Genomic DNA, 17,624 nt, shown 5'->3' with positions numbered 1-17,624 from the left:
GGCCCTGTCAGGGCCTCTTACTTTTTATTCTAGACTCGATTTCTCGCGTCTTTTAGCAGATCGGCAACCAGGAAGCCCAGCTCTAGTACCTGATCAGCGTTTAAGCGTGGGTCGCATTGCGTACGATAGCGTTGTGCTAAGTCCTCATCTGACAAGCCATAGGCACCACCAATACATTCGGTGACGTGCTGACCCGTCATTTCAAGGTGAACGCCACCTGGGTAAGAACCTTCGGCCTTGTGAACGGCAAAAAACTGGCTAATTTCGCGCAAAATGTTATTGAAACTACGTGTTTTATATCCCGTGCTGGCTTTTTCAGTATTACCGTGCATCGGGTCAGAGCTCCAAACTACTTTGCGGCCTTCTTCTTGCACTTTTCTCACAAGCGCAGGTAGCTTTTCAGGTAGAACATCGGCACCCATTCGCGTGATCAAAGTAAGTCGACCCGGGATATTGTCTGGGTTTAATGCGTCAATTAGCTGGATCAGTTCGTCAGGCTTCATGCCTGGACCAACCTTTACGCCAATTGGGTTTTTAATCCCTCTGAAAAACTCAATGTGAGCATGATCCAACTGTCTTGTACGCTCACCAATCCAAACAAAGTGCGCTGAACAATCGTACCAGTCTCCACTAAGGTGGTCACGGCGAGTGAGCGCTTGCTCATAGCCTAATAACAGAGCTTCATGGGATGTATAAAGGTGTGTTTCTTTCAGGCTTGGTGCCACCGTAGAATCAATACCACATACTTCCATAAACTCTAGTGCTTCCTGGATACGGTTAGCCAGTTGCTGGAACTTTTCTTTCATTGGGTTCGCTGCAACAAAGCTCATATTCCAGCGACTCACCTGATGCAAATCAGCTAAGCCACCCTGAGCAAATGCGCGCAGTAAATTAAGTGTTGAAGCACTGTGATGATAAGCTGTCAGCAATCGCTTAGGATCTGGTATACGTGCCTCTTCCGTAAACTCAAAACTGTTTACAATATCCCCTCGGTACGAAGGCAAGGCGACACCGTTAATGGTTTCGAAGTTTGATGAACGAGGTTTGGCATACTGTCCAGCCATTCTCGCGATTTTAACTACCGGGCATTTGCCGCCATAAGTAAGTACAACGGCCATTTGCAGTAAGGTTTTAAATGTATCTCTGATACTGGTTGCACTAAAGTCGGCAAAAGATTCTGCGCAATCGCCACCCTGAAGCAAGAAGGCTTTACCTTCACATACATCAGCAAGGCTTTTGTAAAGACTTCTGGTCTCTTCTGCAAAAACTAAAGGCGGTGCTGCATTAATTTGCTTTTCGACTGTTTCCAGTTCTAGTTTATCCGGGTATTCAGGTTGCTGAACTATCGGGTGATCTCTCCAGCTATCTGGACTCCAAGGCTTCATGTTTTTTCCTCATTCCTCATTAGTTACCTCAAAGGCAAGGTACCTTATAGACGCACTAGCTTCAAGGATATTTCGAAGAATTTAAAGGATAATTCAATGAAAGGGAACACATCATACTATACATCATTTTCATATTTACCTCAGCATCTTATTTTAATTTACGAAAAATAGCTTACAAACAACTAAGATTTTGGGTGCAGGTAATTTCAAGGAGACACATCCTGCTGTAGCGGGAGATAAGGTAACTTACTCAGAAATTGCATTATGTTAAATGTGCGGTAAACCTATAGAACAATGATTCTCTACCTCAATTGTCTTGTGGTTAACGATTAGCACTGTGCTTAATTCCTTTATTTAGGTCTGCTATTCCACACATCGAAGAACTTACACAGTTTTGATTATTCTCCCATAACTTACTCCTAAGATTACTTCCGTAACATCGTGCTTTCGGTTTTTGCGCTGATACTTTGGAAAGCAAAGCTGCACAATTTTATGTAGCACTTTCATCATCTCTTCGGTATGCTGCTGGTTAATACCCTTTAGCGGCGTATCCGATACATTATTTTTGCGCCAATGAAAATTGGCGCTAGCTCATACACTTTCTGCTCCGTTCTCACCTGGCTGTAAGGACATATTGTTTGAGGCCACTACTAAATGCTTTTTTTCTTAGGCTCTTGCTCAATTGCCCTGGTATCTTTCGTGCCAACTGCTTTATGAGCTGTTCTTCCTACGCAATGGACTGGCCTGAGTAAGTAGCCCTGAACTTTTGGAGCAGTTTATTAGGGTTTTGGGCAACTCAAGATTTGTTGCGTAATTACGTCAAAGATTATATGTAGCTTTCGCCATGTCAGGCGCTTAATCGCACCCTGTTTTCTGGCCAACTAGATGCAATTACGTATGCAGTCAAAACAATTGTCAATCAAGACAGCGGACTAAGATAAATGCCGGTTTGGTATTACGCTTTCCTAAGCAATTACAAGTTTTTTGCTCTAACCCGAATGTATTCATTGATCACTAACAAACGCAATTTTAGCTTGAAGAGAAAAGAGAAATACAACTCGCAAAGTCAGGCAGGTTTCAACCGCCCTTTAGAAACATAAGTTGGGGTTCGTATCTAACGAATATGACTTTGTGATAACCGCGTCGGTTAGAGTTAGTATTTTTCAAAATTACGTCTCTGTGCCTACTTTTGAGATCTGATAATACAAGGCTAAGTTCGCTCTATTATTTAAATAAACAACACCTGATCGGAAAGGTTGATACAATTTTCTGACTCACCGCTCTTGCTTTGGTGACCTTAACTCACCAATATACGAATGGGCTTTATCGTTTTTTAAGCCTTGTTTTTTAGTGGTTGAGCAAACTGCTCTCCATAGTTACAATTGTGCATGAGAATAAAACTTAGCTTAGTCACAACATTGTTTGTGGTTTTTTACAGAGTAGAAATTTTAAAACCTTCTTTTATTCCATCTATGAGTCAGAGCGAAAATATTAGAAACAAATGCTTATTTTTAATCCACTGGCTCATAAAAATGTCACAGGACAATAGTTGTCTTTCAAATTCTGATGAGTGAGCACCATTGAAACACTTCTCTCTTAATTAATTACATAATACTTTTATAAGGCTTAAGCACTTAGGAAGTAATGCGGAAATTTTAGAAAGTCACTTTCTGAGAGAATACTTATAACAATTTCACCTTAACAGCCATTACTAATCCTACCCTTTACAGAGTACTCTTCATCCTAACTGTATAAAAGTGAACGCTCATTCACTTGCATTAAAGCGGAAACTTAATTAAAATAAAAGGAACACATCATACTTTTAAATGAATATCATTAAATCTTCAGCTACAGGTTTTCTATATCAAAAAGCTGACAGTCGATCATTTATTAATTTTTAAACTAATAACATGTATAATGACAACTTATGTAACACTGGTTTTGCGCTATGAAAAACAAACTTTCAATACGTTCTCATTTTGATTATCTATTTGACCAGGTATCTCTGTTATGTGAAGAAATCAAGAACGCTGACATAACAAAGGCGTACTACTATAAACTTCCTCCAGTCCAGAAAAAAGATGAGCTTTCAGCGCCAGAAAATATCCATGTAGAAAAAATTACCGGTGATTTGGCTTTGGCTAACTGTATTGCTTCATACAAAGACCTTTTCATTGAAAAAAAAGAAAGCGGAAAAGTATTAACCAGACACCCCGGTATCATTCTCGTTAATGACCCCAATGATGAGTTGAAAAACAGGCTTGTCGAAGTAAATCTCGCGAAAGAAGCATTTAAAGAACTTGTTCTCGAAATTGCAAATAATGACGCTCGATTTGAAGCCGTTCATAGCGCAGTACCTGGTCTGGTTACTCTCGCCGCATATAGAAAGATCCATTTTGAACACTCTATTCCATACTCTGTTCGTTTTACATGGATGACTAAACACTCAACTAAATCACTTTCAAAGAAAGCGGCCTTAGAAATACTCCAAAGGTCTTCTCAGTACACAAACCCAAGAGCAATTGACCAGCAAAGTTGGCAAACACTACTAGAGCAAGAGAAAATCCGAGTTTCAAGTTTACCATCAACTTCGAAGCTAAGAATAAGAAGACCAACTAGGGTAAGTCCAGAAGTGAATGTCCGTTTTAGTGCTAAAAATAGATATCATGTGAGTGGCGCACTTCCTTTTGTGTTATTAAATCCACAGGAGGAGACTAAAATAGGTGAGCTTAAAAATTATATGCGAGACGATAGTGACCCAAGGAAAAAAGAGTACAACTATCTAATTGAAAGAATCTATCTCGAAGAAGCTGAAAACTGACCAAAAGAGATATAGGCCGAATGACAGTTGAGTTAGGATTCACGGATTAAAAACCATTACTTTACTCTGTGATTTTCTTTCTGTCGATGGACATCGATATTTATGTATAAAAAAGTGCTTTCTTTTACTAAGCCCCATTTACATATTATTCTATCTCTTGCTAGTTTAAAAACGAACCCAACAACCGACTCGAATCATATAGTTCTAATTCAACCATGATTCTAAGTTTTTGCCCATATGAATACCCCGCCTGAATCTACACCAATAAAACAATGTAGATTCAGATAGCCGGGATGCTCTTACGATAAGACACTGTCATTTGGTTTATACCCAAAAAAGGCCAACTTAGGAACACATCATTAATCAGTAAGAAGTACTCTAAACTACGTGCGAAAACAAAGCTACTGGACTGCAACTGTAAAAGAAGCTAATCAATCGTCCAAGGTAGCTATCATCAAAACATAGAAATAGCCACTAGATACTCATTAGCATCCCTACAACAAGAACACATCATAAATATGACAAAATCGCAATCCATGCAGAGCGCACTCTACTGAGTCATCATCTTTCAAAGCTCCTTCGTGTTTCTCGCTTTATCAGATCTGCAATCCTGTGAGCAAGTCATTACATAACCAAACAGAGAACACATCATAAATATAAGTTAATCAATGACTTCCAAGTCGACATAAAAATAACTCTCTCACGTCAATGTTTTTCAAGAACATACCCTTTCTTTTGAATCAGCTGATCGGCAACCCTAGCAACAAGTCACTACTGAATTCTATACGACCATCATCCAAACTAAGAACACATCATTGAACTGGATAAAAATGTATCTCCTTGAGATTAGATGTACTCAAAAACTTGGTTGTTTGGCAGCTTGTTTTTGACATACAAAATGTTTGCCGAGGGAAGCAATAAATTGACTTTCTGTACGATGTGTTCTCATTTATTAAATTCTTCGAAATATCCTTCCTGTATAACCCAAATTCACTCAACAACTTTTCTTCCAAGTTTTTACATTCCTTTTAATCAATTTGATCAGTAACACTGGCAGCAAGTCACTACTGAATTCTTTGCGGCCATCACACCATTAAAGAACACATCATTAACTAGTGAAATCGTACTAATCTCAGTCCGTGCAACACTCATCCGACTCATGACCTTTCGAAACTCCTCCCTATCTTCTGCTTTAGCAGATCCGCAAATCACCAGTAAGTTCCGTAAGATCATCATCCATCGCAAGAACACATCATTAAAATAGTGAAATCAAAGTAATCTCGGTTTGTCTAACATGCACTCATCCGACTCATGGACTTTCAAAATCCCTTTCTGTCTTCCGCTTAAGCTAATCTACAAGTTACCACCAACTTCTGAACGACCACCACCCAAATTAAGAACTCATCATTAGAATAAAATAATCTCAATCCGAGCAAACTGTACTCATCCAAGTCATAGCCTTTCGAAACTATTCCCGGCCTTTGTTTAAGCAGATCAACAAGTCACCAAAGAGTTTATACGACCATCACCCAACTCAAGAACACATCATTAATATAGTAGCATCGAAGTGATTTCAATTAGTGAAAATGGACACATCCGGATCAAGGCCTTTCAAGGTTCCTTCTGATCTGCACATCACCCCCATGATTTTTACGACCGCCACCCAAATTAAGAACACATCATTAAATTGAGCAACCTAGATAATTCAAATTTATTCAAAGATATTGTTGTCCCGACTCTAGCACTCAAGGAGGTGCCCCTCGTTTTGACTGAGCTGTGCGATAACCCTGGCACACGTCACCACCCAATTCTATATGACCACCACCCGGTAAAGAACACATCATTTAAAAATGATAAACCTAAATAACCCAGATGCATACAAAAATATCGTTATTCACTTTGTTGCCTTACAAATAGATACCTTTTAGTTTGATTGGGCTGATCGATAACCTTGCCACTCAGTTTTATATTGCACATCACCACCATGCTTTTTACGACTGCCACCCAAGATAAGAACACATCATTAAAATATCTAAACCTAAATAACCCAGATGCATACAAAAATATCGTTATCCACTTTGTTGCCTTACAAATAGATACCCTTTAGTTTGATTGGGCTGATCGATAACCTTGCCACTCAGTTTTATACTGCACATCACCACCATGTTTTTACGACTGCCACGCAAGATAAGAACACATCATTTAAATGGTAAAACCGCAATTACCTCAATCTATGAAAAATGTACTTGTTCCAGTCATCACCTATAAAAACTCCTTCCTGGCACCCGCTTGATAAGATCAGCAATTCTGCAAGCAAGTCAGTACACAGCTCATTTAGAACACATCATTAAATTGAGCAACCTAGATAATTCAAATTTATACAAAGATATTGTTGTCCCGACTCTAGCACTCAAGGAGGTGCCCCTCGTTTTGATTGAGCTGTGCGATAACCCTGGCACACGTCACCACCCAATTCTATATGAGCACCACCCGGTAAGGAACACATCATTTAAAAATGATAAACCTAAATATCCCAGATCCATACAAAAATATCGTTATCCACTTTGTTGCCTTACAAAGAGATACCCTTTTGTGGATTGGGCTGATCGATAACCCTGCCACTCAGTTTTATACTAACCATCCCCAGTTCGAGAACACACCATTTAAATGGTAAAACCGCATATACCTCAGTCCATAAAAATGTACTTATTCCAGTCATCATCTATAGAAACTCCTTCCTGGCACCCGCTTGCTCAGCAATTCTGCAAGCAAGTCAGTGCACAGCTCATAAAGAACACATCATTAATATAGTAGCATCGAAGTGATCTCAATTCGTGAAAATAGACACATCCGGATCAAGGCCTTTCACGGTTCCTGCCTGCCTTCAGCTGCGCGATAAGCCTGGCACGCGTCACCACTCAATTCTATATGACCACCACCCAGTCAAGAACACATCATTAATTTGAAGGTATATCTAGAATCTCAACCAATGCAAAAACCAACTCATCCAGATCTAAGCCTTTCATAGAATCTACTCGTCGCCTTATTCATCGAGTCATCACACAATTCTTAAAGAACACATCATAAAAAATTTGATAAAACAATATTGCAGCAATAGATGTATAACTATAAAAGTAGTCACCGATTTTACATAATCGGTGATTACTTATTGAAAACTAGCAGTTAAAGTAATTCGTTTCCTAAGAGCGTTGATACACGCTCTCGTTAGGCAGGTTTAAGTCGATGTGTTATTTCTTTACGATTTCTTCAAGCGTATCTTCATCAATTATTTCGGCATTTTCCACAATACGCTTACCACCCTGTATTTCAATGCGCTTATTATGTTTATTTAATGCTAATATTTCATCACAGAACTGTGCAGACGGGTGCATTTCATACACATAATCGATAATTTTCCCGCTCTTATCATCTTTTACATTGGAAATATGATACTCAGAGATAGCCCCTTTTTCGATCAGGTCTTTCATCGTTGTTGTCATATCTCTTCTTAATGCTTTCAACTTATTGTCGGTTATTTCATCATCAGGATAAATAGAACCATATTTTTCCATGATAGATAGTAAGCGAAAATGATAAGTTTTACCTGGCGCAGCATATCTCCACAAGTGGTACAAGCGAAGCATCATCCAACGGGATAAACCACGTTTCAATTCTTGTGCACTGTTGAAGTAGTAGCCTTTGTACTCCAAGTTATCGATCATGTTATGAACAAAAGCATTAAGGCAAGCAACACATTTAACGTTACCACCCTGGCCTTTTTTCCCGCTGAAGTGTAATGAAGATAAGAAGTTCATATTAGACTCATAAAAAGAGTCGTCTATATCCGTGCTTTTCGTATCTGTAGCGCGATATTTAAATGATAACTTTGAGCCTTGAAGCGCCTCTAAAGATTCTTTAATTTGTGGGTAAGGCATTGATTGGCCAACAGCTTTTAGCTCCTGAGCCAACTCATTCATAGAAAAAATTACGGCATATTGAATACCGGACTTAAAATTAATTTTTACTATCTTACCCTTTGAGGCTAACCGAATAAGTGCGCGCTCTACTTTTTCTTCTCTGTCTGATGGCCAGACCAAAAACTCAGCCTCTTCACCATCCTTTTTGCTGCTCACAACTGCTGGCGTAATTTTTAGTTCGCCATCGTATACAATTCCATCAACTTTTTCAGAAATTCTTCTCGAAATGATGGTTTTCTTTGGCGCTTCTTCTAGCGGTAACTTTTTATAGCCAGAACGAACAAACCGTCCCCAAAGGTCATAATGATTAAAGGTATTAGAGTAGGCTCTTAAACCATGAGTCGCACTTTCGAGTGAAACACGAACATCTTTGTTGTCTGTAAACAATGCTAAGCTTTCATTGTCGGTTGCACTTTCGACACCATGGATCTGACCTCTAAGGGAATCAGGTAAATTATCAACGGAGATGTTTACCTTGCGGCTCATTTTATTACTTCCAGAATTTTGTGACAGTTAATGACAACACATTCACGATCAAAAGTTAATTGTTTAAGTTAGTAAAAAACTGATCTGGACTAAAAAACACGGAGAGATCACATTTTTACTAACAAGTGCACTTTTCTAGATCAATATTATACCAACTGACTAAGAAAATCGCTGTACAATAGCAAATAGGAGCGCGGATTTCCGGCAGTTATCACTCGTGGCACTAGTTATTGTGGATAAACAGAGATCTTGCTAGTAAGGATCCGATCCATTCCAAGTAGAGATCAGATCTATACCAATTAGATCACCTCTTAAAATTTAAAAAAGTGTATAACTACATGAAATTACTTAGTAAAATATGGATCCACAGGCATGCAAAAGTGGATAAGGCTGTGCATAAACTGTGGCTAATAAAAGTTCTGAAGATGGCGTAGGTAAAAACCCGATCCGCGAGTACAGAAGGATCTGATCTAAACCAAGTATTTTATTGATCCAAAATATTTAGCAATATTCAATTAAAACATTAGCTTAGGCATAATAAGTTTACCCTTAGCCTTTAATACCTATAGATCTAACCATTTCTAAACTTATTTATTTATACCTTAGGCAAAGTGCAATGTATGATGTCTTTGTTTTTTTATGTTTACTGCCAAAGTAATGGACATTATAATAATAGGCATCATTTGAAGGAAATAACGTATGTCTATCAATAGCAATGCGCTCTCAACCTACCGGCTGCTTAAAGCAACAGCTGAGGTAGCAGAAAAATCACTTGAAGGCCGAATTCAGCATTATCGCGCACACCTGAAAAGTGAGGATAAAGAACTTCGCACTTATACGCAAAAAGCAGCAGCAGACTTATTGGGTGTAAATAATAGAACCCTTAAACGACGACATGATCAAGGTGACTTTGATCATTTAGCTATCCAAAAAGGTGCTAACGGTCATTATGCCTATACTTTGGCCAATATCTTCTCTATGGCTGAAATTTTAGGGATCAATGCAGATCACAGAAAGCCATCTGATAAACTTCAGGTTATCGTGATCAACAGCCTCAAAGGTGGATGTGGTAAAACGACCAGTCTGGTAAACATTGCTGCAGCGCTGGCTACAACAAATATTAAAAGATATCGAATTGGGATCATTGATTTGGATCCACAAGGATCATCATCAAGCTTCTTTCCTTCACAAGATCCTGAGCCGATCACGGTTGGCGATCTAATGCGTGATTGTATTGAACTTGATGAAGGTGAAACATGGGAGCAACTCGTATCAGATGCCTTCAGAGAAACACATATTCCTAATATCCGGGTATTGCCCTCGGGTATGGATGATTTCTATTTTGAGCACGAAACAGCAACTGAATTAAAAGAGTCATCAAGCTATGCGCAAACACGGCACTATCATAAGCTGAAAGAGAAGGTCATAGACCCAGTTTCAGAGCAGTTCGACATTATCCTGATAGATACCGCGCCTTCGCTTAATTTTATGTTCTACAACGCACTGATGGCGTCTACGGCTATGTTGATCCCAGTCCATCCGGAAGCGGTAGACTTTGACGCAAATAACAAGTATCTCAAACGCTTGGGTGAGATCTATCATACAGTCGCTGCGCTTGGCCATGAAGGCTGGGATTTCATGCAGTTCCTGGTGACCAATTACGTCAAAGGCAACCATTCACAGCGCGATATAGTTAAAGATGTTCGCAGTGCTTTTGGTCGTCAGGTTATGAGTTACCCGATTAACCATAGCTCCGCAATTACGGCAAGTTCATCATCATTCAATACGATTTTCGATCAGAAGACATCGGATTCACTCGCCAGTCGAGAGTCTCTCATTAAGTCGCAGGAAAACATTAAAGATGTTGTCGATGAGCTCGAAATGTTGATCCGTTCAAATTGGCCTTCAACGCAGTCATCACTCGATCAGTAAGCAGGTAAAGAATTTCATGGCTAGAAAACGTAAAAACGACACACGCATAGATCCATTTGCAACTCCCGTTGAAGGAAGCAGTCTGGATGATCTTTTAGATCAGGCTAAAGTTGGTGATGTGGTGACCATGCCTGCACCAAGCGATCCAAACAGAATGATCACCTTGATCTGTAAGGTGATCAAGCATAATGAAATTTCGCAAGTCACAAAGGTCTATGGTGACAACAGACGCGATCAAACATTACTCAATGAGCGCTCAGTTGCTGATATTCTTCCAGCTATTGAAGTGGACAAACGCAACCTTCACCCAGCGTTGTGTTGGGATAAAGGCGCAGTACACGAGGTACTGTCAGGCTCCAGACGCAGAAAAGCCTGTTTGCTCGCACACGCTGATTATGTGATTTTAACCTCTGCAGATTTTACGGACGAAGATGCTAAAGTACTCTCTGTATCGTCAGATCAATACATTGCACCGAGCTTGTGGGAGCAAGGCAAAGCGTTTTCACAAACTAAGCAAGCACTTATCAGCCAAGGTAAAAAAGGCTCTTATCGTGAAATTGCAGCCATTGAAGGCTTATCACACACCGCTATCGCAGACTCTTTAAAAGCGTATGAGCACATTCCACTTGAAGTGGTGAGTTTGTATCCAACCGCAAATCATCTGGGCCGGGAAGCAGCTAAAAAGCTCATCACAGCCATTCAGGAACACAGTGAAGCATTTAAACAAAAAGTCGCACAATACAATGCTGATAAACTAACATCAGAACCAGTCAGCGATGAAAAGCGAGCCGTGTTGTTGACCAATTATCTGACTACATTCGCAAAGGCTGAGTCCAGAAACGTTGCATTACTTGAAAACGACTATGTGAAGGTACAAAAAAACATTAAAAGCGGAGCCATCACAGTAAAAATTGATGATCGCGTGATCACTGAGAAACGCCTTGAGCAATTAGAGAAATTACTCGCAAGTTTCAATTAAGCATAACGGCCGGATTTCCCGGCCGTTTTTCGTACTTTATCGACTCACTTGTCATCCAACCAGTCACTTTTTCCCGATTTATCGCCATTTGCCCCTTTAGCTCAAATACGTAATTTCATATACTGCTCTTTTACGTCTTTTTTATTGTAAACGAATGTCTTCGCAGTTATCTAAAGAGCAACTTCTAGCACTATTTGAGGAAATTAAGCAGGAACAGTCGACTCAGTTCCCATTGTCAGAGCGGTTCCTCAAACAGTATTTCAATGCTGCCTTGTTAAGCAAGGCCAAACAGTATTTGCATGACGAGCAGATCAGCTTTTTGGATCATTCCGACGATTTTACAAAAATTGACGCCCAGGTAATGGGCAATTTTGGTAATACCTTTACTCAGCATATCAAAATTGAGCAAGTCAAAGGCACGCCTTCCGTTGAGGCGCAGTGTACCTGCTCAAACAACCCTAAGTGTCGCCATATTGCCGCGGTACTGCTGAAACTCAAAATTGATCACTCGGGTGGGTTTGGCGAGTCTTATCTGGTCAACGATTGGTTTAATGAGCTTGCTCAGTTACAGCAAGCCAATGACCTGGATGTGACTAACGTACTGCTGTTCGTGCTCGAATTACGCGGCAACGAGTTATTGGTTAACCCAAAAACCACCCCACAAAAGCCCGATGGTATCTATCCGCTTGGACGCGCTCTGACCGAGCATCAACTAAATAGTCAGGTGCCGCCCAAGGACATACTGGAAAGCGATTTCAGGCTGTTCTCCTGGATCCGCTCGCAAAATACGCCTGGTCACTTTGAGCTTTCCGGAAGCTGGGGATTTTCGGCATTGCAGCAACTGGTTCAGAGTAAACGCTGCTTCTACCAAAGCAGTCGCAAGCCGCTTACTTTTGGACACAAGCAACACCTTGAGTTTAATTGGCAAAAAGAGCGTGACGAATACCGCTTAACCAGCCATTTAACGGGCGTAGAGCAATGGCAACTGATCAAAACAGATCCGCCGGTGTATCTTGATACCGAGAACATGATCCTGGGTCGCATTGAATCTGAGTTAAGTGCGCAGGAAATTGCCCATTTACACACCATGCCTTTGATCAACGCCTCAAAGATCGAAGCCGTGATCAAACGTTTTCAGGATGTATTTGCCGACAATATCGTGCCGCCACCTCAGGGGCATGAGCATCTGGTTAACAAGGACAAACTGGTCGCTAAACTGAGTATTGAGCCCGGCTCGCCGCTGAAGCTGGCATTGTCCTTACTCGATAAGGAAGGCCGATATTCAAAAGCGAAGCAACTAAACCGCTGTGAAAAAATGCTTAACGGACTTGGATTCTCCGCGCAGCAAAATCACTTTGTACTCCCCCACGACGATGATGTTACCTATCACTGGTTTAACAGCGAAGTCCGCCCTTACTTACAGAGCAAGCTCTGGCAAGTCGACGAGCTGCAAGGCGGTCGTCCGGTGTTAACACCTAAGGTAACGCTGGTACTGAAACGAGATAAAAAACACCATGTGATTGGCCGCGTCATGTTTGATGACAAGCTGGTCACTCTGGACTGGGATAAAGTGCCTTCTCATGAGGTTAACTCATTGGCCAATGTCTATCAGTACATCAACATTGCAGAGCAGTTTTATGCCATCCCTAAGGCCGTTTATGATGAACTGTTGCAGCTGAAAGCCAGGTTTAGCTATTATCTTTCCAGCTCGCAATTTAAGTTCCCGCTTTCTTATGCCAGCAAGTTGTTTGAACTGACTGCGATTGAGAGCGTCTCTGATGATGCTCGCCTGCTTGACTACCTGGATGAGCTGAGCAGACCTGAGCCGACTGGCACTGCGGTCACATCGGGAGAGAGTGAGCATTTTACCCTGCGTGATTATCAGGTGCATGGCGTTGACTGGCTAAGGTTTTTGAATCGTCATCAGCTGGGTGGGATCCTCGCCGACGATATGGGCCTGGGAAAAACCCTGCAGGTGATTGCTTACTTTATCTCTCAGCATAACACCCTGGTGACAAAACCTTCTTTGATAGTGTGCCCGACCAGTTTGGTTGGTAACTGGCAGAACGAATTCCGTCGTTTTGCACCGCATTTGCCTTTATTAACTGTGCATGGTGCGCAGCGTGATAAACAGCTCAATCAGGTTGCCAATGCGCGTTTTATTATTACCACTTATCCGTTGCTGAAACGCGATTTGGCGCACTATTCAGAACTTGAGTTTGACTCTATTGTGCTCGATGAAGCGCAGTACATCAAAAATGAAACCGCGCAAATTTCCAAGTGCGTAAAACAACTATCCGCCGAGTTTAAGCTGTGTCTCAGCGGCACGCCTGTTGAGAATAACCTCTTAGAGCTTAAATCTCTGCTCGATTTTGTGATGCCAGATGTTCTTGGCACCAAGCAGCAGTTTAAACACTACTTTCAGCAGCCCATTGAAAAAGAAAACGATACTCGTCGCGCCAAAGAGCTCCAGTCTTTGATTGCGCCTTTTATTCTGCGTCGTACTAAGTCCGAAGTCGTTCGGGAATTGCCGGCGAAAACCGAGTTGGTGAAAAAGCTTGAATTCAGTGGGGCTCAGGCAGATATGTATCATCAGGTGCAGGCCAAGATTGAATCTAACCTGGTTGATTTGTTCAAAGAGCAAGGCGTGGAGCGAAGCAAGCTGGCATTTCTTGATGCACTGTTAAAGCTGCGCCAGATCTGTTGCCACCCAAGCCTGGTCGACAAAACACAGGCATTTAACAGTGCCAAATTTGACTGGCTTTCAAGCCACCTGCCTAACTTCCTCAAAGAAGGTCGTAAGGTGATTATTTTCAGTCAGTTCACCAGTGTGCTGGATATGATAGCCAGTCACTGTGATGGCTTAGACATTCCATTCACTATGCTGACCGGGCAAACCAGGCAGCGAGATAAAGTGATTTCGCGGTTTACTGAAGGCGAAGTGGATGTTTTTCTGATCAGCCTAAAAGCGGGTGGAACCGGCCTAAACCTGACTCAGGCAGATACCGTGATCCACTTTGATCCCTGGTGGAATCCGGCGGTTGAGAATCAGGCAACCGACAGAGCGTATCGAATAGGCCAGGACAAGCCTGTATTTGTCTATAAGCTGATCATTGCCAACTCCATAGAGCAAAAAGTCTTTCAGATGCAAAAAGACAAACAGGCGCTGGTTGACGCCCTGTTCGCTGATGCGGGCGTGAATTTAACCCAGTTCAATGAAGCACAAATGCTCGAAATGATAAAAAACTAATTTTTTTCTGAACTTTTCACAACACCCGGGGGTCTATCATTATGCTTGTTGTTAACGCCCAGTTTGTAGTAAGCATATTGTTGATTTCCCCCTATTAAATACAAGTATTGTATCGAGCCGGTTCCCAGTGAACCGGCTTTTTTTTGTGCGTTTTTAAGCTGTTCCATATTTGATCCACAATGTTCGACTTTAATAGCTATATTGGCGAATTAGGAAGCAATGGACTCAAGGGGCGAGCTATGTTGTGCTACGAAAATGCAATTTCACAGTTAAACTTTATTGAACCTCAGTCACAGTGTGATTATGATCTACTGAACGAGGTCGCCAGTTCAGAAGATCTGGCAAGCATTCTGACCATGCTGCTGTTCGATGAAACATTATCGGATAAACTAAAAGGTCAGGTTAAAAAGCAGCTTTCACAACTTAAGGCTAAATCGAGAGGCTAAATGACATCTAAGCACCATATTCTTATCGTTGAGGATGATTACGATATTGCAGAGCAGGTAATGCTGTTTTTCAAGGCTTCTGGATTCGATATTTCTCATATTGCGGATGGTGCTTTGGTGGTCGACTGGGTCAGAGAAAACAAACCCGAGGCCATTTTGATGGACATCATGCTGCCAAATCAGGACGGTGTAGAGTGTATGCGCCAGATCCGAGAGTTCTCTATGGTGCCAATTGTGATGCTGACGGCAAAGGTCTCAGAGGCCGACCGCTTAAAAGGCCTAGAGTTTGGAGCCGATGATTACGTCTGTAAGCCATTCAGTGCTGCTGAGCTGGTGATGCGCATCAAAGCCATCTTACGTCGCTGTCAGGCGGCGCCCAGCGCGTCTCAGGAGGCTCCAATAGTCGTTGATGTTGAGCAACTGATTGTGGCTATCAAGGGGCAGACCCTGTCTCTGACCAAAGTTGAGTTCGACGTATTTGCCATGTTGTACCAGGCGCCAAACCGGGTTTTTTCACGCCAGCAGATCCTTGATCATATTCAGCCAGATAACTTTGATATTTCCGACCGCGTTATCGACAGCCACATTAAGAACATCCGTAAAAAAATTAAACAAATCGATTGCTCGCCCAAAATTGTAGAATCGGTTTACGGTGCGGGCTATCGTTTTAACGAGCAACAGCTCGACGCATAAGAGACGGCGCATTAGCGCCGCGACATCACCGCAATAAACCCGAAGAAAAGCACAATATAATAGGCATTTAGGCTATGTAATTGATATTATCTAAACATAGCAACAGCAAGAGAATGCCTATGTTTTGGTCCAGTTTAGCCTCCCTTTCTCCCACACATATTTTGACCCTGCTCAGTGCCGGTGCTGTGTTATCTTCCTGCATCTTTGCTCCGCTGTATTTACTGTTTCGGCAAAAAAACCACACTGCCCAGGCACAACTGACGATGCAAAACGAGCAACTGCAAAACCAGCTGACACAGCGGGATGATGAGCTTAAACAGGCCCAGGCCCAACACTGGCAGCTACATGGCGATTGCCAACAGCTGCAGGCCAGGCTTGCGGAAAAGCAACGCCAAACCAGTGAGTTGCAGGATCGCTGGCAAAAAGCGGAAGACATGGCTCAGGACACACAGGCTTATGCGCATCGCCTGGAGCTGGAACTAACCGATGTGAAAACCACGCTGACGCAGAAGCAGCAATCTTTTGATGCGCAACTGGCACAGCTGGAGCAATCAAAATCTATTTTGAAGCAGGAGTTTGAAAACCTCGCGACACAAATCTTTGAGGATAAAAGTGAAAAGTTTGCCCGTCACAGTCAGGATAAAATTTCTCAGCTGCTACAACCGGTGCAGGGCGAGCTCAAGGGTTTTCGGGATAAAATGGAAGCCATTCACAGTGAAGAGTTAAAGCAACGGGCAGCGCTGCGCACCGAGTTATTGCATTTGCAGGCCAATAACCAGGCCATCACCGAGCAGGCGCATAAGCTGACAAACGCGTTGCAGGGCCAGAAGAAAACCCAGGGCAACTGGGGTGAACTGATGCTGGAAAATGTGCTCGATAGCGCGGGCTTACGTCCCGGTAATGACTATCAGCGAGAGGTGAGTTTTTCGACCGACGAAGGTAAATATCGCCCCGATGTTATTGTTTACCTGCCTCAGGAGCGCCATTTGGTGGTAGACGCAAAAACTTCACTAAACGCCTATACCCGATATGTAAACGCCGAGCAGGATAGCGAGGCCAATCAAGCCATTGTCGCGCATGTCGAGGCCGTTAAAGCCCGGGTGAAAGAGCTGGGAGACAAATCGTATGAACGTTTGCCTGGATTAAATTCTCCCGAAGTGGTGATCATGTTTATTCCGGTCGAATCTGCATTCGTTGAAGCCATTAAATATGCACCCGATTTATATCAGTACGCCCTTGAGAACAAAGTCTTAATTGCAACGCCCACTACCCTGCTGACCAGCCTGAATATCGTGAAACAGTTGTGGCGATTTGAAGAGCAAAGCAAACACAGCAAAGAGCTGGCGCTGCGAGCGGAGAAGTTCTACAGCAAGCTGAATGCATTTTTACATAGTTTGGAAGGTGTGGGAAAACAACTGGATAAGGCTCGGGAAGGGTACGATAAAGCAATGGCTCAGCTCTACAGTGGCAAAGGCAATTTAATTAAACAAGCCTCGGAGTTTAAAGAATTGGGCGTTTCTGTAACTCGCGAGTTACCGAGTGAACTAACCGAAAAGGCAAAACTTGAATTAGAGTAAGGGGCAACCTCTAACGCGAATATTTCTGCAGGACGAATATTCGTGGTTGTTTCCTGCAGCAGGTAATACCTTTTGGAG

10 protein-coding genes are annotated in these 17,624 nt (G+C 42.1%); 7 read left to right on the top strand and 3 right to left on the bottom strand.

Translation table 11 applies throughout. The features are described from left to right. Positions 1–29: 29 nt before the first annotated feature. Positions 30–1,385 (bottom strand): class II 3-deoxy-7-phosphoheptulonate synthase, encoded by a 1,356-nt coding sequence (locus tag TW77_RS11740; RefSeq protein WP_046005170.1) that lies wholly within the window; start codon positions 1,383–1,385, stop codon positions 30–32. Positions 1,386–3,333: 1,948 nt separating this feature from the next. Between TW77_RS11740 and TW77_RS11735 the strand changes: the two genes are divergently transcribed. Then, complete coding sequence (locus TW77_RS11735) at positions 3,334–4,206, top strand: DNA replication terminus site-binding protein (protein ID WP_046005169.1); 873 nt, start codon at positions 3,334–3,336, stop codon at positions 4,204–4,206. 3,248 nt (positions 4,207–7,454) lie between these two features. Here the strand turns inward: TW77_RS11735 and TW77_RS11730 are convergent. After that, complete coding sequence (locus TW77_RS11730) at positions 7,455–8,669, bottom strand: hypothetical protein (protein WP_046005168.1); 1,215 nt, start codon at positions 8,667–8,669, stop codon at positions 7,455–7,457. A 699-nt stretch (positions 8,670–9,368) separates the two neighbouring features. On the opposite strand from TW77_RS11730, the gene TW77_RS11725 reads away from it, so the two are divergent. The 3 genes from TW77_RS11725 to TW77_RS11715 all read left to right on the top strand — a co-directional run bounded on the left by TW77_RS11725 (position 9,369) and on the right by TW77_RS11715 (position 14,830). Further along, on the top strand, positions 9,369–10,601 hold the full coding sequence (locus TW77_RS11725) for an AAA family ATPase (protein WP_046005167.1): 1,233 nt from the start codon (positions 9,369–9,371) through the stop codon (positions 10,599–10,601). Positions 10,602–10,617: 16 nt separating this feature from the next. Next, positions 10,618–11,580, top strand: a complete 963-nt coding sequence (locus TW77_RS11720) for a transcriptional regulator (RefSeq protein WP_046005166.1) — start codon at positions 10,618–10,620, stop codon at positions 11,578–11,580. Between the two features lie 154 nt (positions 11,581–11,734). Beyond that, positions 11,735–14,830: a DEAD/DEAH box helicase gene (locus TW77_RS11715; protein WP_046005165.1), complete on the top strand. Its 3,096-nt coding sequence runs from the start codon at positions 11,735–11,737 to the stop codon at positions 14,828–14,830. Here the strand turns inward: TW77_RS11715 and TW77_RS25170 are convergent. Then, the gene (locus tag TW77_RS25170; protein WP_156158656.1) at positions 14,827–14,997 is read right to left on the bottom strand and encodes a hypothetical protein; all 171 of its coding nucleotides are present in this window, start codon (positions 14,995–14,997) and stop codon (positions 14,827–14,829) included. The genes TW77_RS11715 and TW77_RS25170 overlap by 4 nt on opposite strands. Positions 14,998–15,069: 72 nt before the next feature. On the opposite strand from TW77_RS25170, the gene TW77_RS11710 reads away from it, so the two are divergent. The 3 genes from TW77_RS11710 (at position 15,070) to rmuC (ending at position 17,546) form a co-directional block, all read left to right on the top strand. Then, positions 15,070–15,276, top strand: a complete 207-nt coding sequence (locus TW77_RS11710) for a hypothetical protein (RefSeq protein ID WP_046005164.1) — start codon at positions 15,070–15,072, stop codon at positions 15,274–15,276. Next, positions 15,277–15,969, top strand: coding sequence for a response regulator (locus tag TW77_RS11705; protein ID WP_046005163.1), 693 nt, complete (start codon positions 15,277–15,279; stop codon positions 15,967–15,969). It begins immediately after the preceding gene. 119 nt (positions 15,970–16,088) lie between these two features. Next, the gene (gene rmuC / locus TW77_RS11700; protein WP_046005162.1) at positions 16,089–17,546 is read left to right on the top strand and encodes a DNA recombination protein RmuC; all 1,458 of its coding nucleotides are present in this window, start codon (positions 16,089–16,091) and stop codon (positions 17,544–17,546) included. Positions 17,547–17,624 lie beyond the last annotated feature (78 nt).

This window comes from Pseudoalteromonas rubra (genome assembly GCF_000967655.1).
GTDB classification, from domain to species: domain Bacteria; phylum Pseudomonadota; class Gammaproteobacteria; order Enterobacterales; family Alteromonadaceae; genus Pseudoalteromonas; species Pseudoalteromonas rubra_A.
The sequence above is the reverse complement of the archived record's forward strand: the minus strand, read 5'-3'. Positions and strand labels throughout refer to the sequence as shown.

Bases quoted from the DNA above. Each gene is read 5' to 3' on its own strand.
- TW77_RS11740 (WP_046005170.1), bottom strand. From the start codon at position 1,385: ATGAAGCCTTGGAGTCCAGATAGCTGGAGAGATCACCCGATAGTTCAG.
- TW77_RS11735 (WP_046005169.1), top strand. From the start codon at position 3,334: ATGAAAAACAAACTTTCAATACGTTCTCATTTTGATTATCTATTTGAC.
- rmuC (WP_046005162.1), top strand. From the start codon at position 16,089: ATGTTTTGGTCCAGTTTAGCCTCCCTTTCTCCCACACATATTTTGACC.
- TW77_RS11710 (WP_046005164.1), top strand. From the start codon at position 15,070: ATGTTGTGCTACGAAAATGCAATTTCACAGTTAAACTTTATTGAACCT.
- TW77_RS25170 (WP_156158656.1), bottom strand. From the start codon at position 14,997: ATGGAACAGCTTAAAAACGCACAAAAAAAAGCCGGTTCACTGGGAACC.
- TW77_RS11715 (WP_046005165.1), top strand. From the start codon at position 11,735: ATGTCTTCGCAGTTATCTAAAGAGCAACTTCTAGCACTATTTGAGGAA.
- TW77_RS11725 (WP_046005167.1), top strand. From the start codon at position 9,369: ATGTCTATCAATAGCAATGCGCTCTCAACCTACCGGCTGCTTAAAGCA.
- TW77_RS11720 (WP_046005166.1), top strand. From the start codon at position 10,618: ATGGCTAGAAAACGTAAAAACGACACACGCATAGATCCATTTGCAACT.
- TW77_RS11705 (WP_046005163.1), top strand. From the start codon at position 15,277: ATGACATCTAAGCACCATATTCTTATCGTTGAGGATGATTACGATATT.
- TW77_RS11730 (WP_046005168.1), bottom strand. From the start codon at position 8,669: ATGAGCCGCAAGGTAAACATCTCCGTTGATAATTTACCTGATTCCCTT.